Origin of the sequence: Methylobacterium brachythecii (assembly GCF_014196345.1) — a bacterium.
Classification (GTDB): domain Bacteria; phylum Pseudomonadota; class Alphaproteobacteria; order Rhizobiales; family Beijerinckiaceae; genus Methylobacterium; species Methylobacterium brachythecii.
On record NZ_JACIDN010000008.1, the window covers coordinates 27,427 to 48,759 of the forward strand.

21 protein-coding genes are annotated in these 21,333 nt (G+C 68.2%); 6 read left to right on the forward strand and 15 right to left on the reverse strand.

Annotation, left to right across the window (positions count from 1 at the left end):
• The first annotated feature begins 184 nt into the window (after nucleotides 1-184).
• On the forward strand, nucleotides 185-2,815 hold the full coding sequence (locus GGR33_RS19770) for a DNA translocase FtsK (protein WP_183508457.1): 2,631 nt from the start codon (nucleotides 185-187) through the stop codon (nucleotides 2,813-2,815).
• Nucleotides 2,816-2,848: 33 nt separating this feature from the next.
• On the opposite strand, the gene GGR33_RS19775 is transcribed toward GGR33_RS19770, so the two are convergent.
• The 11 genes from GGR33_RS19775 to GGR33_RS19825 form a co-directional block, all read right to left on the reverse strand.
• Nucleotides 2,849-3,568 (reverse strand): cytochrome c biogenesis CcdA family protein, encoded by a 720-nt coding sequence (locus GGR33_RS19775; protein WP_183508459.1) that lies wholly within the window; start codon nucleotides 3,566-3,568, stop codon nucleotides 2,849-2,851.
• Between the two features lie 34 nt (nucleotides 3,569-3,602).
• Nucleotides 3,603-4,010, reverse strand: a complete 408-nt coding sequence (locus tag GGR33_RS19780) for a thioredoxin family protein (protein ID WP_183508461.1) — start codon at nucleotides 4,008-4,010, stop codon at nucleotides 3,603-3,605.
• A 71-nt stretch (nucleotides 4,011-4,081) separates the two neighbouring features.
• Nucleotides 4,082-5,062, reverse strand: coding sequence for a hypothetical protein (locus GGR33_RS19785; protein ID WP_246413303.1), 981 nt, complete (start codon nucleotides 5,060-5,062; stop codon nucleotides 4,082-4,084).
• A gap of 49 nt (nucleotides 5,063-5,111) precedes the next feature.
• A complete protein-coding gene (locus tag GGR33_RS19790) occupies nucleotides 5,112-5,897 on the reverse strand; it encodes an HvfC/BufC N-terminal domain-containing protein (protein WP_183508463.1) in 786 nt (261 codons plus the stop codon).
• Nucleotides 5,894-6,832: an MNIO family bufferin maturase gene (gene bufB / locus GGR33_RS19795; RefSeq protein WP_246413305.1), complete on the reverse strand. Its 939-nt coding sequence runs from the start codon at nucleotides 6,830-6,832 to the stop codon at nucleotides 5,894-5,896. The genes GGR33_RS19790 and bufB overlap by 4 nt, the downstream gene beginning before the upstream one ends.
• 139 nt (nucleotides 6,833-6,971) lie before the next feature.
• Nucleotides 6,972-7,226: a BufA2 family periplasmic bufferin-type metallophore gene (bufA2, locus tag GGR33_RS19800; RefSeq protein ID WP_210302117.1), complete on the reverse strand. Its 255-nt coding sequence runs from the start codon at nucleotides 7,224-7,226 to the stop codon at nucleotides 6,972-6,974.
• Between the two features lie 233 nt (nucleotides 7,227-7,459).
• Complete coding sequence (locus GGR33_RS19805) at nucleotides 7,460-9,271, reverse strand: DUF255 domain-containing protein (RefSeq protein ID WP_183508465.1); 1,812 nt, start codon at nucleotides 9,269-9,271, stop codon at nucleotides 7,460-7,462.
• A gap of 115 nt (nucleotides 9,272-9,386) precedes the next feature.
• On the reverse strand, nucleotides 9,387-9,719 hold the full coding sequence (locus GGR33_RS19810) for a hypothetical protein (RefSeq protein ID WP_246413307.1): 333 nt from the start codon (nucleotides 9,717-9,719) through the stop codon (nucleotides 9,387-9,389).
• On the reverse strand, nucleotides 9,716-12,025 hold the full coding sequence (locus GGR33_RS19815; RefSeq protein ID WP_183508468.1) for an FdhF/YdeP family oxidoreductase: 2,310 nt from the start codon (nucleotides 12,023-12,025) through the stop codon (nucleotides 9,716-9,718). Before GGR33_RS19815 ends, GGR33_RS19810 begins: the two co-directional genes overlap by 4 nt.
• Before the next feature lie 278 nt (nucleotides 12,026-12,303).
• A complete protein-coding gene (locus GGR33_RS19820; RefSeq protein ID WP_183508469.1) occupies nucleotides 12,304-13,383 on the reverse strand; it encodes a quinone-dependent dihydroorotate dehydrogenase in 1,080 nt (359 codons plus the stop codon).
• Nucleotides 13,380-13,736 (reverse strand): DUF952 domain-containing protein, encoded by a 357-nt coding sequence (locus tag GGR33_RS19825; RefSeq protein ID WP_183508472.1) that lies wholly within the window; start codon nucleotides 13,734-13,736, stop codon nucleotides 13,380-13,382. Before GGR33_RS19825 ends, GGR33_RS19820 begins: the two co-directional genes overlap by 4 nt.
• A 215-nt stretch (nucleotides 13,737-13,951) precedes the next feature.
• Between GGR33_RS19825 and GGR33_RS19830 the strand changes: the two genes are divergently transcribed.
• The 5 genes from GGR33_RS19830 (at nucleotide 13,952) to GGR33_RS19850 (ending at nucleotide 18,823) form a co-directional block, all read left to right on the forward strand.
• Nucleotides 13,952-14,584, forward strand: a complete 633-nt coding sequence (locus GGR33_RS19830; protein ID WP_183508474.1) for a S24 family peptidase — start codon at nucleotides 13,952-13,954, stop codon at nucleotides 14,582-14,584.
• A 111-nt stretch (nucleotides 14,585-14,695) separates the two neighbouring features.
• Nucleotides 14,696-15,793, forward strand: a complete 1,098-nt coding sequence (locus GGR33_RS19835) for an ATP-binding protein (RefSeq protein WP_183508476.1) — start codon at nucleotides 14,696-14,698, stop codon at nucleotides 15,791-15,793.
• A 125-nt stretch (nucleotides 15,794-15,918) separates the two neighbouring features.
• A complete protein-coding gene (locus GGR33_RS19840) occupies nucleotides 15,919-16,878 on the forward strand; it encodes a TIM44-like domain-containing protein (RefSeq protein ID WP_183508479.1) in 960 nt (319 codons plus the stop codon).
• Between the two features lie 245 nt (nucleotides 16,879-17,123).
• Nucleotides 17,124-17,834 carry an iron-containing redox enzyme family protein gene (locus GGR33_RS19845; protein ID WP_183508482.1) on the forward strand — a complete coding sequence of 237 codons (711 nt, stop codon included), beginning with the start codon at nucleotides 17,124-17,126 and terminating at the stop codon, nucleotides 17,832-17,834.
• Nucleotides 17,835-17,992: 158 nt separating this feature from the next.
• A complete protein-coding gene (locus tag GGR33_RS19850; protein WP_183508485.1) occupies nucleotides 17,993-18,823 on the forward strand; it encodes a GNAT family N-acetyltransferase in 831 nt (276 codons plus the stop codon).
• Between the two features lie 32 nt (nucleotides 18,824-18,855).
• Here GGR33_RS19850 and GGR33_RS19855 read toward each other — a convergent pair whose 3' ends face one another.
• The 4 genes from GGR33_RS19855 to GGR33_RS19870 all read right to left on the reverse strand — a co-directional run bounded on the left by GGR33_RS19855 (nucleotide 18,856) and on the right by GGR33_RS19870 (nucleotide 21,329).
• Nucleotides 18,856-19,062, reverse strand: coding sequence for a Trm112 family protein (locus GGR33_RS19855; protein WP_183508487.1), 207 nt, complete (start codon nucleotides 19,060-19,062; stop codon nucleotides 18,856-18,858).
• Between the two features lie 72 nt (nucleotides 19,063-19,134).
• Entirely contained in the window at nucleotides 19,135-19,803 is a 669-nt protein-coding gene (locus GGR33_RS19860) for an LON peptidase substrate-binding domain-containing protein (RefSeq protein WP_183508490.1), read from the reverse strand.
• A gap of 31 nt (nucleotides 19,804-19,834) precedes the next feature.
• On the reverse strand, nucleotides 19,835-20,752 hold the full coding sequence (locus tag GGR33_RS19865) for a thioredoxin family protein (RefSeq protein WP_183508910.1): 918 nt from the start codon (nucleotides 20,750-20,752) through the stop codon (nucleotides 19,835-19,837).
• A gap of 106 nt (nucleotides 20,753-20,858) precedes the next feature.
• Nucleotides 20,859-21,329, reverse strand: coding sequence for a hypothetical protein (locus GGR33_RS19870; RefSeq protein WP_183508491.1), 471 nt, complete (start codon nucleotides 21,327-21,329; stop codon nucleotides 20,859-20,861).
• Between the last annotated feature and the right edge of the window lie 4 nt (nucleotides 21,330-21,333).

Consider the following 21,333-nt stretch of genomic DNA (forward strand, 5'->3'; position numbering starts at 1 on the left):
TCGTTTCCAACGTGAAGCGCCGCCCTCTGCGATCGATCGAATGGGAGCGGCCGTCGCGGCAACCCATCCACAGCGAAATGCGGCTCAAAGCAGCGGCAGCGCGGCCGCCCAGCAAGCTTAAAGGGCCGTTAACTGCACCGGGATAGCCTTAGCGAAAGATTTCTCGCTCCGCGTCCGGTCCCGCATGCGCTCGCTCCGCCGTTCCGCATCGCCGTACGACACGTTCGTCGACAGCTTTCGCCCGTTCATGGCGAAGCGACTGACGGAGTTCGGCGGCCTCGTCTTGTTCGCCGGAGCCATGGCCATGATCGTGGCCCTGGCGACGTGGTCGATCGACGACCCGAGCCTGAACCACGCCACCGAGCGGGCCGCGCACAACGTGCTCGGCCGCGCGGGCGCGGCGGTCTCGGATCTCGCCATGCAGCTCCTCGGGCTCGGCTCGTTGGCCTTCGCCCTGCCGCCGGTGCTCTGGGGCGCACGCCTGATGCGCGAGCACAACCTGCCCCGAGGCGGCCTGCGCCTCGCTCTCTGGGTGATCGGCTTCCTTGCCTCCAGCGCCGTGGCGAGCGCCCTGCCGCCGACGGCGAGCTGGCCGCTTCCGACCGGCCTCGGCGGCGTCGCGGGCGATGCGTTGCTCTCGGTCGCAAGGCTCGTGGTCGGCGCCATCGCCGGGCCGGCCGCGGCCCTGGTCGGCATCCTCTACGCCGCCATCGCCATTCTCTCCCTCACCGGCGCCTGCCGCGCCGGCATCCATGACGAGGACGAGGAATACGACGAGCCGGTCTATGCCAACGATCGCCAGAGCCGCCACGACGCCGACGAGCCGAGCCTCGGCATCCTGTCGCTCGGCGCGCTAGCCCAGGCCATGATGAACGGCCGCCGGGCACTCCGCGCGCGCCTGACCAACTTCCAGGCGGGGCAGCAGCCCGACGACCTCGTCTATGCCGGCTCCTCGCCCGGTGCCATCGCGGCCCGCCGCGCCTTCGAGGACGATCCGCCCTGGGCCGCGCAGGCCCAGGAGCGCGTGCCGGGATCGGTCGCGCGGCGCGAGCCGACCTTCGGTGAGCGCGGCGAGAGCCAAGACGAGCGCTTCGATCACGCCGCCGAGGCGCCCACGCCGCAGCCTGTCTCGCGCCGCATGCCTGCTGCGCCGATCCCGCAGGACGACGCCTTCGAGGAGCCGGCCGAGGCTCCGCGCGGCCGCGTCTCCGCTCCGTTGCCGCCGGCTCCTCCCGCTGGTCCGCGTCCGATGCCGCGCGGCGAGCCGAGCGAGTATCGCCACCCAGCCCTCGAACTTCTCGCCCTGCCGCGTCCCGTCGCGCCCGGCTCGGAGGTCTCGGCCGATGCGCTGGAGCAGAACGCCACGCTGCTCGAAGCCACGCTCTCCGATTTCGGCGTGCGCGGCGACATCCTGGCCGTGCGCCCAGGCCCCGTCGTTACCCTCTACGAGCTCGAACCGGCCCCCGGCACCAAGTCGAGCCGCGTGATCTCGCTCGCCGACGACATCGCTCGCTCGATGTCGGCGATCTCGGCGCGCGTCGCGGTCGTGCCCGGCCGCAACGCCATCGGCATCGAGCTGCCGAACGCCAAGCGCGAGACGGTCTTCCTGCGCGAGCTATTGGCCTCGCAGGATTTCGCCGAGACGAAGCAGAGCCTCGCTCTGTGCCTCGGCAAGAACATCGGCGGCGAGCCGATCATCGCCGACCTTGCCCGCATGCCGCACCTGCTCGTCGCCGGCACCACCGGCTCGGGTAAGTCCGTCGCCATCAACACCATGATCCTGAGCCTGCTCTACCGGCTGAAGCCGGAAGAGTGCCGCCTGATCATGGTCGACCCCAAGATGCTCGAGCTGTCGATCTACGACGGCATCCCGCACCTGCTTTCCCCCGTCGTCACGGACCCGAAGAAGGCGGTCATCGCCCTCAAATGGGCGGTGCGCGAGATGGAGGAACGCTACAAGAAGATGTCCAAGGTCGGTGTGCGCAACATCGACGGCTTCAATGCCCGGCTCGCCGAGGCGCGCGAGCGCGGCGAGACCATGACCCGCACCGTGCAGACGGGCTTCGATCGGCATACGGGCGAGGCGGTCTACGAAGACGAGGTCATGGACCTCAATCCGCTGCCTTACATCGTGATCGTGGTCGACGAGATGGCCGACCTGATGATGGTGGCCGGCAAGGACATCGAGGGCGCGATCCAGCGTCTCGCCCAAATGGCGCGCGCTGCCGGCATCCACCTGATCATGGCGACGCAGCGTCCCTCGGTCGACGTCATCACCGGTACGATCAAGGCGAACTTCCCGACCCGCATCAGCTTCCAGGTTACGAGCAAGATCGACAGCCGCACGATCCTCGGCGAGATGGGCGCTGAGCAGCTGCTCGGCCAAGGCGACATGCTGTTCATGGCCGGTGGCGGCCGCACCACCCGCGTGCACGGCCCGTTCTGCTCGGATTCGGAAGTCGAGAGCGTCGTCGCGCATCTCAAGCGCCAGGGTCGGCCCGCCTATCTCGACGCGGTCACGGCCGACGAGGGTGATATCCCCTCTTACGGTGGCGCAGCTGGCTCGTCAGAGGACGGCCCCGTCTTCGATGCCAGCCAGTTCGGCTCAGAAGGCGGCGATCTCTACGACCAGGCCGTGGCCGTGGTGCTGCGGGACAAGAAGGCCTCGACCTCCTACATCCAGCGCCGCCTGCAGATCGGCTACAACCGCGCCGCCTCACTCATGGAGCGCATGGAGACCGAAGGGCTCGTCGGGCCGGCCAACCATGCCGGCAAGCGCGAGATCCTGGTGGAGAGCGAAGAGCAGGGCTTCTGATACCGTTTCCGATCCCGTCGGTCGGGAACGGTGTCACACCCGCGTCGTCAAAGCGGTGAGCCAGTCGGGTGCCGTCTCGACGGCCCAAGCCTCGATCCGCTTGTCGACTCCGGTCAGCACGAGCAGCCCGAGCGCAACCAGAACCGCCCCCATCGCGGCCTTCACGATCTTGCTCGTGGACGCGAGATTGCCGCGCCAGCGCAGCAGCGCCTCGCGGGAGGCGAGGCCGAGGAGAGCCAGCGGAACCGCCGCACCGATGCCGAAGGCGAGCATGGTGAGTGCGACGCTGGCGAGGTTCTCGCCGCGCGCCGCCAGCAGGGACGCTGCGCCGAGAGTTGGCCCGACGCAGGGGCTCCAGGCGGCTCCGAGCAGCAGCCCAACCCCGAACTGACCGCCAAGACCGGAGGTCGAGAAGCCGCCGAAGCGCTCCTCCGCCCAGGCCCCGATTGGGCCGGCGGCGGTCGCGAAGCTCATCTGGAGCCGCGACAGCATCAGGACGAGACCAAGGCCGATCATCAGCACCGCACCGGCCCGGCGAAACAGGTCGCCATCGAGGCCGATCGCGAAGCCCACCGTCGCCACGAACAGGCCGATCGCGGTGAAGGACAGAGCGAGCCCGGCGGCCAGCGCGACCGGCCCGAAACGATGCTCGGAAGCGGCCGTGCCCAGCACGATGGGCACGATCGGCAGCACGCAGGGCGACAAGGTCGAGAGCAGGCCGGCGAGCGCGGCGAGGCCGATCGTGCCGATCATGATGGCGCTCCCTCGATCCTGTCCCAGCCTGCTCTCAGATCGCCTTGTCGAGCAGGGCCTTGATGCCGGTCTTGCTGGTGTCGCCGGTCGAGCGCCCAGCCTCCCGGTCACCCCGATAGACGATCAAGGTGCTCTGCGCGGTCACGCGGAGCGTTCTGAGCGCCGGCTTCTGGCTGTCGAAGTCGACGTCGAAGACCACGAGGTCCTTGTAGGCCGGATCGGCATAGAGCTCCGACAGGATCGGCTTCTGCGCCTTGCAGGTCGGGCACCACGGCGCGGAAACGTCGACCAGCACCGGCCTGCCCGAGGATTTCGCCGCGGCCAAAGCTGCCGGCGTGAAGGCCATTCGCTCGACCGCCCGGCTAGGGCTCGCGCCCAACAGCGATGCCGACACTGCGATGCTCGCGGCAATGGCGAAAAGGACGGGACGACGAGCGTGCATGGCTGAATCTCCACATGCGAAACGGGGTGGCTCAGGCGGGTACGGCAGGGATGGCCGTCCCGTTACGGAATTCACGGCCTTGTGATGGCGTTTCGAATGGCGGCGAGCGGAGCCGCGTCGTCGAAGCTCACGCCATCGCCGGCCTGGCGGATGCCGAGATCGCGCCACAGGCCGGGCAGATCAGGCGTTACGGGCCGACTGCCCATCGTGGCGTAGAGGTCGGCGAGCACGCTCAACCCGACCGCCTTGTCTGCGGTGGCGAGGACGCGGCGGACCGGCCAGTCGACCTCGTGGCTGCCGCCGGCGGCGAGGACGCCGCGCATGGCATCGCGCAGGCCGAGGCGATTGTTCGTGCCCTTCCGGATGCCGACATCCGCGAGCAAGCAGAACAACGCTCCGCCCCAATAGGTGCGGCCCCAGCTCTGCACGCCTTCGAGCCCGCCATCGCCTCGGCCCGGCAGGCCGGAGGGCATGTCTCGGACCATATCGGCCCAGATCTTTTCCGGCGTGAGGTCGCCGGCCTGAACACGGGCGATCGGCTCGATGTAGACGGCGAGCCCCTCCGACAGCCAGTTGGAGCGCTGGTCCATCTCCGGCAGAGCCGTGTGCACCATCTCGTGCACCATCATCCAGTCGCGGGTGAGATCGGCGGCGTCGGCCTCCGATCCGAGCAGGATGCGGATGGCCGCGCCGCGATAGCCCCAGGTCGTGCCGCCGCGAACGCCCGAACCGCCGACCGGCACGATCAGCAGGCGCAACGAGGCGACGGGGAAGCGGCCGTAATAGGCTGAGACGGCCCGGGCCGAGCGCTCGATCCAGGCGATGGTCTCCTGGCGCGACAGGTCCAGCGTGCCCGGCGCGAAGCCGACATGGACGGTCCCGCCCTTCACCGGCAGGTCGGTCTTCGGGAGTCGGTCGAAGGCGGCATAGGGCATGCCCTCGCCCGATAGGAATTCCGAGCCGGCGCCGGCGCCGCCCTTCAGCGAAGCGGCGAGTAAAGCAACGGCGCCACCGAGCAGGAAGGTGGTCCGGGTCGGCTTGAGCAACGCCATCGCCTTCCTCGCCTCGGGGCGTTCGACTATTCCGCCGTCGGGCAGACCGCTATGGGCCGATCGTGAAGCCACCGAGCATGCCGGCGCCGACCCAGCCTTGCAGGTAGCCGGCGGCGCGGCCGGCCGCGTTGTCGGGATCGTCGTAGGTCGCGGCCATCTCGCAGAGCACGCCGAAGGGGACCTCGGCACCGGCCTCGTCCCACATCATCGCCTCTTCCACGGACATCGCCCGGACCATCGCCGTCAGCTCCTCGCGCCATACGATCAGGCGCTCCGGCTCGGCCGGGTGCTCGACCTCCGGCGGCGTTGTCTCGTCCTTGAGCGCGTCCCAGATCGCGAAGGCATTGGTCTTCAGATCGAGACGGCGAGCACTCGGATGGGCGGCGAAAACGAGATCCTTGAAGCTGTCCGGCGCGACCTCGCCGAAATCCTCGAAGGACAGCACCGTGCCGTCGGGCGCGTCGAAAGCGTCGGAGAGCGCCGTCTCGATCGCCGAAAGCTCGGCGACCGCGGGGTAGTCGCGGTAGGGTTCGGCGGAGCCGAGGAAATCCGGCAGGCCCTGGCAGAACCAGCGCAGGTTCGGATGCCGCGAGGGCCGGGCCGCGATGTATGCGCGGGCCATGTCGTCGAAGGTGTCGTCGCCGAGATAGGCGTGAAGCAGGGGATTCTCGTTGCGCATGGCCTCGACGAGGCGCGCGCCATAGGCGTTGCGGTACACCGCGAACAGAGCGTCCCGCTTCTCCTTGTCGCTGTCGAGGAGTTCGGCGAGCACGCCCTCGTCGCCCTCCAGGATGGCACGCTGGAAGTCGGCCTGCTGGCGCGCGAAGTCGCTCATCCCTGGAGCCGTTGCCCGCGCGGGATCGCGGCATTGCCCAGGATCTCACGGGCGACGGCGCGGGTCTGCTCCATCTCGACCAGGAGTTCGGCGAGCGGCGGGATGTTGTCGTCGCGCTCGATAATGGTCGAGACCGGGCCGAAGCGCTTCAGCGCCGCCCGGTAGAGGTCCCAGACATCGTCGCAGACCGGCTGGTCGTGCGTGTCGATGATGTGCGTGCCCATGTGGCTGTGGCCGGCCATGTGGAACTGCACGACGCGATCCTGCGGAATGCCGGCGAGGAACACGTAGGGATCGTAGCCGTGGTTGAAGGCCGAGACGTAGACGTTGTTCACGTCGAACAGCAGCCAGCAGCCGGTGCGCTTCGAGAGCTCGGCGATGAACTCCCACTCCGTCATCTCGGAATTCGAGAACTGCACGTAGGTCGAGACGTTCTCGAGCGTCAGCGCACGGCCGAGATAGTCCTGCACGAGATGGACGCGGCTGGCGACGTGGTCGAGCGATTCCCGCGTGTAGGCGATCGGCAGCAGGTCGTGCAGGTTCTTGCCGTGGACGCCGGTCCAGCAGAGGTGGTCCGAGATCCATTTCGGCTCGACGCGCTGGGCCAGCGCCTTGAGGCTCTTCAGGTAATCGTAGTCCGGCGGGGCGGTGGAGGCGATCGAGAGCGAGACACCGTGCATCACCACGGGGTAGCGAGCGCGGATCCGATCGAGGATCTGCAGCGGGCGACCGCCCGGGATCATGTAGTTCTCGCTGATCACCTCGAACCAGTCGATCGGCGGGTCGCCGTCGAGGATGTCGGCGTAGTGCTGGGCGCGCAGGCCGAGGCCGAAGCCGAGGAAGTCGGGCTTGGCGGCAGGCGCCTTCTGGGTCTGGTGCTCGGAGACGGATCGAGCCTCGCCGTCGGGGACGGTCGTCAGGTCGTTCAGCATCATGATCGGAACCCTGTCGTGTCGAGGGCGACGCTCGGAGGCTCGGCCTCGTTCGTCAAGCCCGTTCGCGGGAGGACCAGGGTGATCCAGCCGCAGGATCGAAACGGGCCCGGCGGAAACCGCCGGACCCTGAAGAAAGGGATCAGCCCTTCGAGAACTCGCCGCCGGCCTTGGCGCAAGAGCCCTTGGACGACATCGTGAAGCCCTGGCCCTTGCAGGCGTTCTGGCCCTTGCAGGCGTTCTGAGCGGTCTTGCAGGCGCCCTGGCCCTTGCAGGCGTTCGCACCCATGCAGTGGCCCTTGGCGGACTTGGCGTAGGCGACCGGGGTCATGGCGACGCCAGCGAGGAACAGCGTGGCGGCGGCGGTGGCGACACCGGACTTGGCGTTCATCTTCATCGTGTTTGTCCTCTCTTGGGTCGTTGTCGTGCCGTCTTCGGTGAAGATCGGAGCCCCCTCTGGCGGCGACGCTCTTCGGTTCCGCAGCACGGTTGATCGAACCGGTCCGAACCCCCGATCCCGGGCGCGATAGCCCGAGGTGCCGGAGAATTCTTCCACCTGTTCATCAGCCCTTACGAAGTGGGTCTCCGAAAAGTTACAGACGTGGCCGAAATATTCTCTGCAGCCTCGATTCAGCGGGCTGGAGCCGTCGCGCGTTTCGCAGCTCGTGCGCGGTCCTGCTCCTCCATCTGGGCTACGGCGGTCTTGAGATCGGCAGCCGTAAATGTGGGGAGCGAGCAGAGATGGCCGCTGCAGGCGAAGGCCGCAGGCCGGTCGAGCTCCGGGTAGTCGACGTCGGGATTGGCGAGCCTGCCCTCGCCGCGATCCCACCAGTCGAGGCGTTTGTAGACCGCAGGGAGCGCCCGGGCCGCAGCCTGGAGCTGGCGCGCCGCCGGATCGCCCTTCGGACCCACCACGGTCAGGTGCGTCGGGGCCGCATTGAGTTCCCGGTCCGCCAGCAGCGCACCAGCAAGCGGGCGCTCGATCTCGGTAACGGCCCCCGCCACGTAGCGCATGGCATGGAGCGCGAGCGCGCGCTCACCATCCGATCCGGTATATTGCGCCAGCAGATTGAGGAAGCGGGCGATGGCGATCTGATCGTCGAGGGACTTCGGCGGGTTGGCAAGGACATCGGACTCGGCCTTGGCCGCACCGTTGAAGCCGCCCGCCTCATCCTTGAAGGTCTTGGCGATGAAGCCCCCCGCCCCTTGCGCCGAGGCAAGCCAGGCGCGGTCGCCCGTCGCCGCGTAGAGGTCGAGGAAGGCCTGGCCCATGGCGAGCGTATCGCCGAGGAAGGGACCGCCGCGATCCTCCGTGCCGTGCCGGAAGCCGCTGCCGGGCAGCGCGCGGTTGGCCTGGACCCAGCGCGCCGCCGTCTCGGCGGTCTTCAGCGCCTCCGCGTCGTCGAAGGCGTTGGCATAGGCGACGAGGCCCGCGATCGCCCAGCCGTTCTCGCGGGCATAGAGATGCGTATCGATCCGCGGGATGCCCTTGGCGCGGCGGTCGGCGTCACCCAACGCGTAATAGACGTGGCCGTCGACCTCGTGGCTAAGATCCGCATCCTGGCTGACATAGAACGCGCCCTCGGGGCTTTTTAGGAAGCCGGTGAGGTAGCCCGCGATCTTCGCCGCCGCGTCGCGATATTTCGGATCGTGCCAGCGGGCATAGGCCTGGCTGTATTGGCGCAAGTCTTGGGCCTGGAACGACATGATCTTCTCGAAATGCGGCGAGGACCAGTCGAGCTTGTCCGAGTACTGGTAGACGCCGCCCCAAACCGGGTCGATCAGCGCCAGACCCTTGTCGAGGGTGCGGCGCGCCCTCGCTTCGGCGGTCTTGTCGCCAGTCTCGGCGCGGGCCATGGCGAGATCGAAGCTGTCGGCATCGATGTATTTCAGAGGCTGGCCCCAGCCGGCATTCTCCTCGTCCCAGGCCTCTTCGTAGCTCTCGTTCAACGCAGTGAGCTGTTCCTTGCCGAGCGTGTGGCTCTCGGCCGGCACCACCTTGAGCGCCTCGCTCACGGACGGCCCCGGCGTCGGGTCCTCGATAGCGGCCTTCAGCAGCGCGGCCATCCGCTCCGGCTCGACGAAGCCGCGCAGCTTGGCGATCTCGGTGCCGTCGGGCGCGAACACGATGGTCGCCGGCCAGCCCCAGTCGCCGTAGCGGCTCGACAGGTCCGGGCTGGCGTCCTGGTCGGCCCGCACTGCGATGAACTTCGCCGAGATGAGCCCGGACACGGTCTCGTTGGCGTAGGTCTTCTGCTCCATCACGTGGCACCAGTGGCACCACACCGCCTCGAGATCGAGGATGACGAGCCGGTTCTGCGCCTTGGCGCGCGCGAACAGGTCGGCGCTCCAGCCGGTCCATTGGATCGGCTCGGCCGCCGAGGCTGGACCGCCCAGCATGATCCCGGCGATCAGCACCGCCGCTGCCAAAACTTTCGTCATGCTCCGTCCCCGCCCCAGCTGCTTCCTTCGGACGGTACGTGAGGGCGGCCGGAAAAGTTGCGGGATCAGGCGCCGCGGGGCGCCGATCGCGGCAGAGTCGCAGAGAGGGCAGCGCTCAGGAGTTGCGGCTGCGCTCGCGCTTGGCCTCCGTTCGGAGGCCGCCCAGCAGCAGCCGGCCCTCCTCCGACGCCTCGTAATGTGCTCGCTGCGTGCGGGCATGACGCGACGTCACCGTAAGGAGCCCGAGCTCGACGAGGATTTCCAGCGCCCGTAGCACCAACGCGTGCTCGATCGCGAAGATTCTCGCGAAGCTGCGGGTATCCGAGGCAATCTCCAGCGACAGGCCGGCGAGCATCCCCGCTTCCAATTGCGAAAGGTCGAAGCGCAACGCCGCGATGGTGTCCGTCGCAGCGAGGAAGGTTTCCGCGTCGGCGGGCGGCTCGCTCATGCCGCCTTGGCGAGCATGGTGCGGGCGCGGATCTTCACCAGCACCGACTTCGAAGTCGGCGTGTCCGAGAATTCGCCGAAGCTCGACAGCGGCACCATGACGTTCAATTCGGGATAGTAGCCGGCGAGCGAGCCACGCGGCATCTCGAAGGGAACCAGGCGAAAGTCCTCGGCCACCTCGCCGCCCTCCTCGTCGCCGGCCCGCACGATGTCGACGCGGTCGCCGAACTGCGCACGAAGCGCGGCGCAATCGTCGGGATGGGCGAAGACCACACGGCGCTCGCCGTAGACGCCGCGATAGCGGTCATCGAGGCCGTAGATCGTGGTGTTGTACTGGTCGTGGCTGCGGAAGGTCTGCAGCACGAAGGTGCCGTCGGCGGTCAGCGCCTTCTGGTGCTCGGTGGCCTGCGGGATCGGGCCGAAGGAGAAGCTCGCCTTGCCACTCTCCGTCTCGAACACGCGCTCGGCAGCGAGGTTTCGCAGCATGAAGCCGCGCGGTCGGCGGACTCGCAGGTTGAAGCCGGTGAAGCCGGGGATGGTCCTCTCGATCAGGTCGCGGATGCCGTCGTAGTCGTCGGCGAGCGCGGCCCAGTCGACATGGGCCGAACCGACGGTGGCGGCGGCCATGCCGGCGATGATGCCGATCTCCGAGCGCAGCTCCGGCGAGGCGGGCTTGTTGATGCCGCCCGAGCCGTGGACCATGCTCATCGAATCCTCGACGGTCACGATCTGGATCTTGCCCTTCGAGTTGCGGTCAATCTCGGTGCGGCCGAGGCAGGGCAGCAGGTAGGCGACGCGGCCCGGCAGCAGGTGCGAGTGGTTCAGCTTCGTGCCGATATGGACGGTCAGCTCGCAGGAGGCGAGCGCCTTGGCAACCAGCGTGCTGTCCGGCGTCGCCCGGGCGAAATTGCCGCCGAGGCCGATGAAGGCTTTCGAGGATCCGTCGAGCATGGCGCCGATGGAGGCCAGCACGTTGTGGCCATGTCCGCGTGGGGACTTGAAGCCGAATTCGCGATCGAGGGCGTCGAGGAAGGCCTCCGGCGGCTTTTCGTTGATGCCGACGGTGCGGTCGCCCTGCACGTTCGAGTGGCCGCGCACCGGGCAGAGACCGGCTCCGGGACGGCCGATATGGCCGCGCAGGAACATGACGTTGGCGATCTCGCGCACCGTCGCGACGGAGTGCTTGTGCTGGGTCACGCCCATTGCCCAGGTGGCGATGACCTTGTCGGCGCCGAGATAGACGTCGGCGGCGGTCTCGATCTCGTCGCGGGTCAGGCCGGACTGGTCGAGGATCGCCTCCCAGGAGGTCGCGTCGACGGCGGCGCGATAGGCTTCGTAATCGGAGGTCTGCCTGCGCAGGAAGGCGCGGTCGAGCAGCGAGGGCTTGCTGGCGGCAAGCGCGGCGTCATCACGCTCGAACACCACCTTGGCGATCCCACGGAAGGCCGCCATGTCGCCGCCGAGACGCGGCTGGAAATAATGGCTGGCGATGGCGTGGCTCGCGCCGCGCAGCATCTCGACGCTGTTCTGCGGGTCGGCGAAGCGCTCCAGGCCGCGCTCGCGCACGGGGTTGAAGGCGACCACCCGCGCGCCGCGCTCGGCGGCCCGGCGGAGGTCGGCCAGCATGCGCGGATGGTTGGTGCCCGGGTTCTGGCCGACGACGAAGATCGCGTCCGCCTTCTCGAAATCCTCCAGCAGCACCGTGCCCTTGCCGATGCCGATGGCCTGGGTGAGCCCAATGCCGCTGGCCTCGTGGCACATGTTCGAGCAGTCGGGGAAGTTGTTGGTGCCGTAGTGGCGCGCGAAGAGCTGGTAGAGATAGGCGGCCTCGTTGGAGGCACGGCCGGAGGTGTAGAACTCGGCCCGGTCGGGATGGTCGAGCCCGCGCAGGGTGGCGCCGATCTCGGCGAAGGCCTGCTCCCAGGTCACCGCGACGTAGCGGTCGGAGGCCGCGTCGTAGCGCATCGGATGGGTCAGACGGCCTTCGAGTTCGAGGGCGTAGTCGGTCCAGCCGCGCAGTTCGGTCAGCGTGTGCTTGGCGAAGAATTTCGGCGGGGTGCGCTTGTCCGTCGCCTCCCAGGAGACCGCCTTCACGCCGTTCTCGCAGAACTCGAAGGACGAGCCGTGGGCCGGGTCACCCCAGGCGCAACCGGGGCAGTCGAAGCCGTCGGGCTGGTTGGCCGCGAGCAGCACGCGCGCACCGGAGATGGGCGCACGGCTCTTGAGCAGATGCTTGCCGCAACTCTTCAGGGCACCCCAGCCGCCAGCGGCAGACGAGCGCTTGAGTGCCGGTTCCGTGGTGCTCATGAGGTCCGATCGCGGATGTCGGAGAATGTCGAGTGTCTGTCGCCCGGCGGCATCGTCGTGATGGTCCCGCAGCGGCTGAAAGCGCCACGCAATCTAGCAATTCGCAGATGCAAAATGATTTCGGCTGAGCGTTGGGATACCCATGCGTAAATCGCATAGATCTGGCATTATTCTACCTGAGCTGCCTGATTTTGGAATAATTCGAGAGCGTCGCACGGTGGGCGTGCGAGACCGGCCGCCAAAGCCGGTCTGGTTGCGGTGCCGAAAAGTGGGAGGCGTTATCCTGCCAGCTTGGTCAGTTCGCCGGCGTCGCGCCCGATCACCGCCGCGAGCCTGCCCGCGCCCTCGGCACTCAGCCGTGCCGAGAGTCCGGTCTTGATGGCCTCGACGAGGCCCGGGCCTTCGTAGACGAGTGCCGAATAGAGTTGGATGAGGCTCGCGCCGGCGCGGATCTTGGTCCAGGCCGCTTCCGCGGAATCGATGCCGCCGACGCCGATCAGCGGGATGCTCTGGCCGACGCGCAAGAACGTCTCGGCGAGAAGCCGCGTGGACGGCGCGAAGAGCGGGCGACCGGATAGGCCGCCGGTCTCCTTCGCGAGCCCTTTCTCGGTGAGCGCATCCGGTCTGGCGATGGTGGTGTTCGAGACGACCAGCGCCTGGACGCCGCGACGCTGGGCCGTGGCCGTCATCGCGTCGAGGGCTTCGAGGCCGATGTCCGGGGCGATCTTCAGCAAGATCGCCGTGCCCGGATGCGTCTCGTCGCGTGCCGCGACGGTGCGGGCGAGCAGATCGTCGAGGAAGGCCTCGCCCTGGAGATCGCGAAGGCCCGGCGTGTTGGGTGAGGAGATGTTGACGGTGATGAAGTCGACGAACGGCGCCAGCGCCCGGGTGCAGGCGACGTAATCGGCGAGCCGGTCGACGGCCTCCTTGTTGGCGCCGATGTTGACGCCGACCACGCCGCCCCTCCCCCGCCGCGCGCGCAAGCGATCGGCCACGGCGTCGAGGCCTTCGCTGTTCAGCCCGAAGCGGTTGATGACGGCGCGGTCCCCGGCCAGACGGAACACCCGCGGCTTCGGATTGCCCGGCTGAGGCTTGGGCACCACGCCGCCTACCTCCACGAAGCCGAAGCCGAGGCCGAGCATGGCGTCGGGCACCCGCGCGCCCTTGTCGAAGCCGGCGGCCAGGCCGACCGGGTTGGGGAAGCGCTTCCCGAACAGGTCGATCGTCAGCCGCGGATCGGAGGCCGGCGGCGTGCGCGGCGGCAGCAGTGCGAGCCCCCGCAGGGTCAGGTCGTGCGCCGTCTCGGCGTCGAGCCCATGCAGAAGCGGCCGCGCCAGCGGAAACAGTGCCGAGATCATGCGCCCTGCTCCTGGGTGAGCGCATCCGGAAACACGTGCCGGCCATCGGGTCCGAGCGGCAAAGGCTCGACGCTCCGGACGGCGCTGAGCGGCAGATCCCCGTAGAGATGCGGAAACAGGTCGCCGCCGCGCGAGGGCTCGAAGCGCAGGGCTTCTCCCAACGCCCCGCTCTCGACAGCGACGAGCAGCAAGTCGTCGATGCCGGCGAAATGACGCGCAGCCGTCTCGGCGGCCTGCGCGGCGGTGGAGAAATGGATGAATCCGTCGGCCTGGTCGACCGGGGCTCCCACGAAGCGCCCGGCGGCCTCGGCCTCGCGCCAGAGCGCGCGCGGACAGATCTTGTAGACGAGCATGAAGGGTCGGGCCTCTTCGGCATGCGGCGCGAAGCGCTTAGGACGGGCGCCGGAGGGCCGCAACCCGGCAAAGCCGGATGGACGAACGCGCCGCTTTCTCGGGCTGCCGGACCATGCGAGAATCGCCGTCGTTTCGCGTTGCGTTCGCCGCCCTGTAGTTCTACTTTCCTAGCGCTAGGCGGGTTGTCTCAACCTGCCCGATCCACGAGCTCGCCATGCTGTCGCACGACCAGATCTGGATGGCGATCGACCGTTTGGCAGAACGCCACGGCTATTCGGCCTCCGGGCTCGCCCGCCGCGCGGGGCTCGATGCCACCAGCTTCAACCGTTCCAAGCGAATCGGGCCCGACGGCCGCAAGCGCTGGCCCTCGACCGAATCCGTCTCGAAGATCCTCGCCGCGACGGGCGCGAGCCTCGACGACTTCCTGCGTCTCATCGTCGGCCGCGATGGGCCGCTGCGCACCATGGTGCCGCTGATCGGCATGACGCAGGCCGGTGCCGGACGACTCTTCACCGACGAAGGCATGCCTGCCGGCGGCCCGGGCTGGGAGGAGATCGAGTTCCCGGATCTCGGCGGCGACCGCGCCTTCGCTCTGGAGGTCCAGGGCGATTCGATGATGCCGCTGTTTCGCGACGGTGACGTCTTGATCGTCTCGCCCACGGCGAGCGTCCGCAAGGGCGACCGAGTCGTGGCCCGGCTCTCCTCCGGCGAAGTGCTCGCCAAAGAGCTGCGGCGCCGCACCGCCCGCACGGTCGAGCTGGCCTCGCTGAACCCCGAGCACGAGGACCGGGCCGTGCCCGTCTCCGAGATCGCCTGGATGGTGCGGGTGATGTGGGTGCGCCAATAGCGCCCGCCGCACGCAGCCTTGGGCGTTCGCGGGAATGCGGGTATCGATCGCTGCGATGCGAGCCCGGCCCAGCCGCGCGAGCGTGACGAGGTGCAGCCAGGGAAAGCGGCCATGCCATCGCCCGACGAGGACGGCCCATCCGGAACGGCTCTGTCGGCGGACGCGCTCGCCTTGCTCGACGCATCTCCGGTCGCGACCTTCATCGCGCAGGCGGGTCTGCTGCGCGCGGTCAATCCGGCGCTCGCCGTTTTGGCCGATCGGCCGGCGGCGGAATTCGGCAGCGGCATCGCGCTGCTCCAGGCCAGCCAGGGCGATGCCGCGGCCTGGGCGGCACTGCGGAACGCGATCGCGGAAGGCCGCGCGGCCGACGTCGATCTGCTCTGCGCGCGCCGCGACGGCTCGTCGTTCTGGGCGACGATCGCGGTGGCGCCGCTCGGCGAATCCGGGATGCTGGTCGGCCAGGTCGTCGACATCACCCGCCGGGTGGATGCGGAGGGCGCGCTCGTGCTGTCGCAGCAGCGCGAGGCTCTGGGGCTGCTCACCAACAGCGTCGCGCACGAGTTCAACAACTTCCTGCAGATCCTGATCGGCTACGTGGACGGGCTGAAGCGCCGGCTCGCCGATCGGCCGGAGCCCTTCATCCAGCGCGCCGTGACCCGCTCGACGGAGGCCGCGGAGCGGGCTGCCGTCCTGACGCGCCATCTCCTCACCCATTCGCGCCGGATCGCGCCGGACGTGCGCCCGGTGGACCTCGACGCCTTCCTGGCCTCGATCTCCGATTCGCTGGCCGCCGCGCTCCCGCCCCGGCTGAGCCTGTCGATCACCACGACGGACGGCCTGCCGCCGGCCCTTTGCAATCCGACCCAGGTGGAGCTCGCCCTCCGGCACATCCTCGCGAATTCCGCGGAGGCCACAGCGGAGACGGGCACGGTCACCGTCGCGACCTTCGCCGTCCCGCGCGGCGACAGCGCGCTGCATCGGCCCTCCGACGGCGCCGTCGGCATCGCGGTCTCCGATCGCGGGCACGGCATGTCGCCGGAGATGCTGACCCGCGCGCTCGCCCCCTTCGCCACCAGCCGCGAGGCGGGGCGCGGCGTCGGGCTCGCCATTGTGCACGGGCTGATGAAGCGCCAGAACGGGACCATCTCTCTCGAGAGCCGGTCGAGCGAAGGCACCACCGTGCGCCTCGTTTTCCCGACCGCGCCGTAGTTTCGGCGAGCGGGAGAGGCTTCGGCATGCCGATCGCCAGCACTAATCGGGACTAAAACTCGATCCAGGACGTTCCCATATCGTAGCGGGCAAATCCGCCCGTCTCGCTTTTGCAGAGGATGTCCATGGCAACCCCCAAGACCGGTCGCAGGCGTATGGCGACCATGCTCGCCCTCGCCGCAGCGCTGGCGGTCACCGCCGCGCCGGTCGTCGAGGCGCGCCCCGGCGGCGGTGGCGGCGGATTCGGCTCTCGCGGTTCGCGCACCTACAGCCCACCGGCGGGAACCGCCACCTCGCCGGGCGCCACCGCGCCGATCCAGCGCTCGCAGACGGCTCCGAGCCCGGGGATGAGCAATCCCGGTATGCAGGCGAATAGCGGGCGCCGGTTCGGCGGTGGCTTCTTCGCGGGTCTGCTCGGCGCGGGCCTTCTGGGCGCTCTCGTCGGCGGCGGCTTCTTCGGTGGCCTCGGCGGCATTGCCTCGTTCCTCGGCCTGCTCCTGCAAGTCGGCCTGCTGGTCGGCCTCGTCATGCTGGCGGTGAGCTTCTTCCGCCGCCGCCAATCGGGTGGACCGGCCATGGCCGCGAATGCGCCCTCCGCACGCTCGAACCTCGATGGCGCGAGCGCCAGCACGATGGGCGGAATGGGCCTCGGCGGTGGTGGCGGAAGCGCCGCGCCGCAGGGTCAGCCGGTCAATGTCCAACCGGCCGATTACGAAGCCTTCGAGCGCACACTCAACGAGGTGCAGACGGCCTATGGCCGCGAGGATCTCGGGACGCTGCGCCGCGTCGCGACGCCGGAAATGGTCGGCTATTTCGAAGAGGAGCTGCGGGCCAACGCTCAGCGTGGCGTCGTCAACCGCATCTCCGACGTCAAGTTGCTTCAGGGTGACCTGTCGGAGGCCTGGCGTGAAGGCCCGGTCGAATACGCCACCGTTGCCATGCGCTTCGCACTGAAGGACGAGACCTTCGACCGCAACACCCAGCGCGTCGTCGAGAACGGGCCGTCCGAGGCCAAGGAGTTCTGGACCTTCGCCCGCGAGCGCGGGGGCGCCTGGCTGCTCTCGGCGATCCAGCAGGGTCGCTGAGCTACCTCAAGTTTACTCGCGAATCGAAGGGAGGGCGTCGGGGCAACCCGGCGCCCTTTCTCTTGGCCTCAGACCTACAAGCAAAACGTGAAGAAATAAACCTAGAAGAAACTATGTGCAATTTCTCCTAGCAAATACAGATTTCAGGTAGTTTTTTCTGGACGCACGCTCATCTCAGATCATAGCCTCCGGGCGTTCCGATGCGCTGACGGCACGCGGAACAGGACACAACCGGGAGGATGAGAATGGCTGAAGCTGCTGTCGCAACGTCACAAGGTGGAGTCGTCGGGGATCTGCGAAACCAGTTGAGCCTGCTCGTTTCGGGCATCGATCAGGAGCCGACCATCGAGGCTTTCAAGAACGGCTCGGCCGACAAAAGTCTCTACGTCGCCTTCCTCGCCCAGACCCGTCACTACGTCGCGCTGACGTCGCCGTGCCTCGAAGCGGCCGGCCGCCGACTGAAGGCCCTCGGCGAGCACCCGGAACTGGCCGACCTGTTCTTCCAGAAGGCCGAGGAGGAGAGCGGCCACGACATCCTGGTCGACGATGACCTGCGCAGCCTCGGCCTCGATCCGGAAAAGACCCTGGCCGCGAACCCGCCTGGCGAATGGATCACCGCCTACAATAGCTGGATCACCGCGGCGACGAACGGGCGCCATCCGGCGGCCTTCCTGGGCAGCGCCTACATCCTCGAAGGGCTCGCGGTGGAGCGCGCCGGCAAGGTGGCGAAGGCGCTGGTGGCGTCGAGCAGCATCCCGAAGATCGCCGATGCCGTAACCTTCCTCGACCTGCATGCCGAGGCGGATGTCGGGCATGTCGACGACCTGGAGCGCATCCTCGCAGACCTCGACGATGCCACCGAACGCGACGCCATCGTCATGACGGCAGCGGCGACGCGCGGCGCCTATCTCGGCATGCTCGACGAAGTGGCTCGGAGCCGCGCGACGGCGAACTGAGATCGAGCTGCCACCATCGTCATTCCGGGTCTCGCCGCAGGCAAGAGCCCGGAATCCACCCGCGATGTCGACGCCCTGCACCGTCGCGCCCGATCATGCATTCCGGGATTGCGCTTCGCAGCCCCGGAATGCCGCGGAATGAGTTGAGCCCCTTCGCGATGGCAACGAACGAAATCGCATCCGGCAGCTACCGCGTCGCCAAGGCGGCCACGGTGTCCGAGCTCGACATCGCCGCGCGGGTGCGCTGGCAAGTGTTCTCGGAAGCGATGCAGCTCGAACCGGGCCTCCTGCCGGCGCTCCGCGAGATCAACGGCTTCGACGTCCTCGACACCACCGACAACTTCGTCTGCTACAAGGACGAGGAGGCGGTCGGAACCATCCGCCTGCTGCGACCGAACCCGTCGGTGGCGCGCGTGCAGCGCCTGCCCTTCGGCCTGCCGCTCGAATTGCAATGCCGGATCGAGGACATGCCGCCTCTCGCCCGGATCGCGGAACTCGGCCGGGCTGCGATCCTTAAGGAGCATCGCGGCTCGCCGGCGATCGGACGGCTCTACAAGGCGGCCTACGAAGCCTCTCGCCGCGACGGCATCAGCCATTGGATCGGCTTCAGCCTGACCGAAACCGACCTCCGCTCGGATACCGAGATCATCCTCTCGATCCTGGCGCGAAAAGGCCGCACCGCGTCGCGGCCCTGCCTGCGCTCGACCCTGCCGGAACCCGACCACGTCCCGAGCCGGCCGTTCTTCACCGAGGAGCAGCGCCGGCTCGCCGAAGCAGGCCAGTTCTACACGCTGCCGCTGCCGGCCATCGTCCGCTTCCTGCTCGGCATCGGGTTGAGCTTTGTCGGCGCACCCATCTTCGAGCCGACTTTCAAGGAATACGTCCTGCCGATCATGCTGCCGCTCGACGACTTCGCCCGCTCGATCTTCGGGCGCCGCGCCATCGGGCGAGCGGCGCTCGCGGAGCAGGACCGGACAGCCGCCGCCTGAACCGCCGTCGCGGCAGGCGTAGCGCCCCTCGATCAATCGGAGAGCGTGCGCGCCTCTTCCGGCAGCATGATCGGGATGCCGTCGCGGATTGGATAAGCGAGCTTGGCCGAGCGGCTGATCAACTCCTGACGCGCGGCGTCGTAGTCGAGCGATTCCTTGGTCAGCGGGCAGACCAGGAGTTCCAGAAGCTTGGGATCGACGCGGGTCGCCTCGACCGGCTGGGTAGTGTCGTCGGCCATTAAACAGATCTCATCGTTGAGGGGACGCGCGCCGCGTATAGCCTCACGGGCGCCGCGACCGCATCGAAAAAATCACTGCAAAGTCGGCTCAGATCCGTCGCCGCGGACGAGTTCCATCTCGGTGACGGCGATCAGCACTTCGGCGCGGGTTTTGAGGTCGACAGCCTCCAGCATGGCTTGCTTCTCGCGCACCCCGAAGGGGCTCATCATGCAGAGCGCGTTGACCAGCGCCTCGTTCGGCGCCTCCTCGATGCCACCCCAGTCGACCTTGAGGTCGTTGACCTCGACGAAATCCCGCAACGCCTTGAGCACGCCCTCGCGGTCGACTGCATCCTCCCCGGCACGCGGCTCGAAATCCGACGAGAAGCCGTCGTAGGAGACCTGGCAGCGGCGATAGGACGTGGCGGCAGCGAGTTCGCTCTCGACACGGAACCGGGCGACGCCGGTGAGCGAGATCAGCAGGCGCCCGTCCCCGGTCTCGGCATATTGCGTGATGCGGCCTGCGCAGCCGACCTTGTAGAGCCGTGGCGCCATCGGTGGCCCACCGCCCTCGGCATCCGGCTGGATCATGCCGATGATCCGCTCGGAGCGCAGCGCATCGTCGACCATGGCGAGATAGCGCGGCTCGAAGATGTTGAGCGGCATCTGTCCGCGCGGGAGCAACAGCGCGCCCGGCAGCGGGAAGACCGGGATGATGGCCGGGCAATCGCCCGGTCCCTTGTAGCCCGAATGCAGGCTCATCGGCCGGCCTCCCCGAGGCGCCGCGAATGGGTCATGAAAAGATCAGCGTCGAGAGCTGGCGGCGTCCGCGGATCGCAGCCGGATCCATCAGGCCCCAGGCCTCGAAGAACTGCAACAACTGCTTGCGCGCGGCCTCGTCGTTCCACGTGCGGTCGCGGCGGGAGATGGCGACGAGCTGGTCCACCGCCTCGTCGCGCTTGCCGTGCGCATTGAGCGCGACGGCGAGATCGAATCGAGCCTGATGGTCGTCGGCATTCGCGTCGACCTTGCTCTGCAGGCCGGCGAGGTCACCGAGGCTCTCTGCCTGGTCGGCGAGATCGAGGGCAGCGCGCACGCTGGCCAAAGCAGGGTCGGCGGCCTTGTCGGGTGGCACCATGTCGAGCAACCGGCGGACGTTTTCGGTCTCGCCCAGGTCGAGCTGGCCCTTGGCGAGGCCGGCGAAGGCGCGGACGTTGTCCGGCTCCTCGCGGATGATGGCCGTATAGATCTCGGAGGCCTGGGCATGGTCGCCTTCGCCGGCGAGCCGGCCGGCCTCCTCCAGCAACTGGTCGATCTCCGAGGGGCCGATCAAGCGCATCACGAAGGCCTTCACCTCGGCCTCCGGCAGCGCGCCGCTGAACATGTCGACGGGCCGGCCGCGGTCGATCGCGATCACCGCCGGCACCCCCTGCAATCCGAGTTGCTGGCCGATCTGGCTGAACACCGCCGGATGCTCATCCACGTTCAACCGGACGAGCTTCAGCTTGCCCCCCGCGCCGGCCACGACCTTTTCGAGTACGGCCGAGAGCGTCTTGCTGGAGGGTGCGCGGGGCGACCAAAAATCGACGAGAACCGGCTGATTCATCGACGCTTCAATGACGTCAGCACGGAAGCCGGCCGTCGTCGTGTCCTTGACCAGCCCGCCGGCTGCACCGGGATTGGCGCCGAGCGCGGGAGGATCGGTGAGCATGGAGCCCTCGGAAGCAATACGCATGATGTGGGATATTCGCAGGGTTAGATGGGGTCTGACGCACGTCTGACCAGACCGGTCGCACGCGCATCCGTAACGGCTGCCCTCAGGGCTTCGGCGCGTCCTTCGGCTTGGCATCGGTGATGAAGATGCCGACGTAGCTCTTGCCCTGCGAATTGGCCTCGCAGGCAATCTGTGTCTTGCCCGGCTCGGGCGATGAGAACTTGCAGGAGCCGACGCCGGGCGCGGGCGAACGGACGATGCCCTCCTTGCTCGAACGGCCCGGCGTGACGAGGTTGATCGGCTGAAGCTGTTCGGTGACCTCGGTCGCCTCCTGCTGGGCGCCGCTGCCCGCGAAGCTCAGCGTCTGGCCGTCATGCGCCGCGAAGTCGAAGCTGGTGCGTGTGCCGACGACGGTGTTGGTCAGCTTTTCCTTGCAGTTCTGCGTGATGTCCTGGCCGGCGATGACGAGCTTCTCGCAGCGGCCTTCCATGGTCACGACGGTCTGCGCCTGGGCAGCCCCGGCACATGCCGACAGGACGGCTAGGGCGAAAAGCGCGCGCAGCGTTGGCGTCATGGCG

Excerpts from the sequence above, each read along its gene's own strand:
- GGR33_RS19790 (WP_183508463.1), bottom strand. The coding sequence starts at position 5,897 with ATGAGCGACTTCGCGCGCCAGCAGGCCGACTTCCAGCGTGCCATCCTG.
- GGR33_RS19840 (WP_183508479.1), top strand. The coding sequence starts at position 15,919 with ATGGCAACCCCCAAGACCGGTCGCAGGCGTATGGCGACCATGCTCGCC.
- GGR33_RS19865 (WP_183508910.1), bottom strand. The coding sequence starts at position 20,752 with ATGCTCACCGATCCTCCCGCGCTCGGCGCCAATCCCGGTGCAGCCGGC.
- GGR33_RS19815 (WP_183508468.1), bottom strand. The coding sequence starts at position 12,025 with ATGAGCACCACGGAACCGGCACTCAAGCGCTCGTCTGCCGCTGGCGGC.
- bufA2 (WP_210302117.1), bottom strand. The coding sequence starts at position 7,226 with ATGAAGATGAACGCCAAGTCCGGTGTCGCCACCGCCGCCGCCACGCTG.
- GGR33_RS19845 (WP_183508482.1), top strand. The coding sequence starts at position 17,124 with ATGGCTGAAGCTGCTGTCGCAACGTCACAAGGTGGAGTCGTCGGGGAT.
- GGR33_RS19860 (WP_183508490.1), bottom strand. The coding sequence starts at position 19,803 with ATGAGCCTGCATTCGGGCTACAAGGGACCGGGCGATTGCCCGGCCATC.
- GGR33_RS19785 (WP_246413303.1), bottom strand. The coding sequence starts at position 5,062 with ATGGCGTTGCTCAAGCCGACCCGGACCACCTTCCTGCTCGGTGGCGCC.
- GGR33_RS19855 (WP_183508487.1), bottom strand. The coding sequence starts at position 19,062 with ATGGCCGACGACACTACCCAGCCGGTCGAGGCGACCCGCGTCGATCCC.
- GGR33_RS19835 (WP_183508476.1), top strand. The coding sequence starts at position 14,696 with ATGCCATCGCCCGACGAGGACGGCCCATCCGGAACGGCTCTGTCGGCG.
- GGR33_RS19805 (WP_183508465.1), bottom strand. The coding sequence starts at position 9,271 with ATGACGAAAGTTTTGGCAGCGGCGGTGCTGATCGCCGGGATCATGCTG.
- GGR33_RS19850 (WP_183508485.1), top strand. The coding sequence starts at position 17,993 with ATGGCAACGAACGAAATCGCATCCGGCAGCTACCGCGTCGCCAAGGCG.
- GGR33_RS19870 (WP_183508491.1), bottom strand. The coding sequence starts at position 21,329 with ATGACGCCAACGCTGCGCGCGCTTTTCGCCCTAGCCGTCCTGTCGGCA.
- GGR33_RS19825 (WP_183508472.1), bottom strand. The coding sequence starts at position 13,736 with ATGCTCGTCTACAAGATCTGTCCGCGCGCGCTCTGGCGCGAGGCCGAG.
- GGR33_RS19830 (WP_183508474.1), top strand. The coding sequence starts at position 13,952 with ATGCTGTCGCACGACCAGATCTGGATGGCGATCGACCGTTTGGCAGAA.
- GGR33_RS19780 (WP_183508461.1), bottom strand. The coding sequence starts at position 4,010 with ATGCACGCTCGTCGTCCCGTCCTTTTCGCCATTGCCGCGAGCATCGCA.
- GGR33_RS19775 (WP_183508459.1), bottom strand. The coding sequence starts at position 3,568 with ATGATCGGCACGATCGGCCTCGCCGCGCTCGCCGGCCTGCTCTCGACC.
- GGR33_RS19770 (WP_183508457.1), top strand. The coding sequence starts at position 185 with ATGCGCTCGCTCCGCCGTTCCGCATCGCCGTACGACACGTTCGTCGAC.
- GGR33_RS19820 (WP_183508469.1), bottom strand. The coding sequence starts at position 13,383 with ATGATCTCGGCACTGTTTCCGCTGGCGCGGCCGCTTCTGCATGGGCTC.
- GGR33_RS19810 (WP_246413307.1), bottom strand. The coding sequence starts at position 9,719 with ATGAGCGAGCCGCCCGCCGACGCGGAAACCTTCCTCGCTGCGACGGAC.
- bufB (WP_246413305.1), bottom strand. The coding sequence starts at position 6,832 with ATGATGCTGAACGACCTGACGACCGTCCCCGACGGCGAGGCTCGATCC.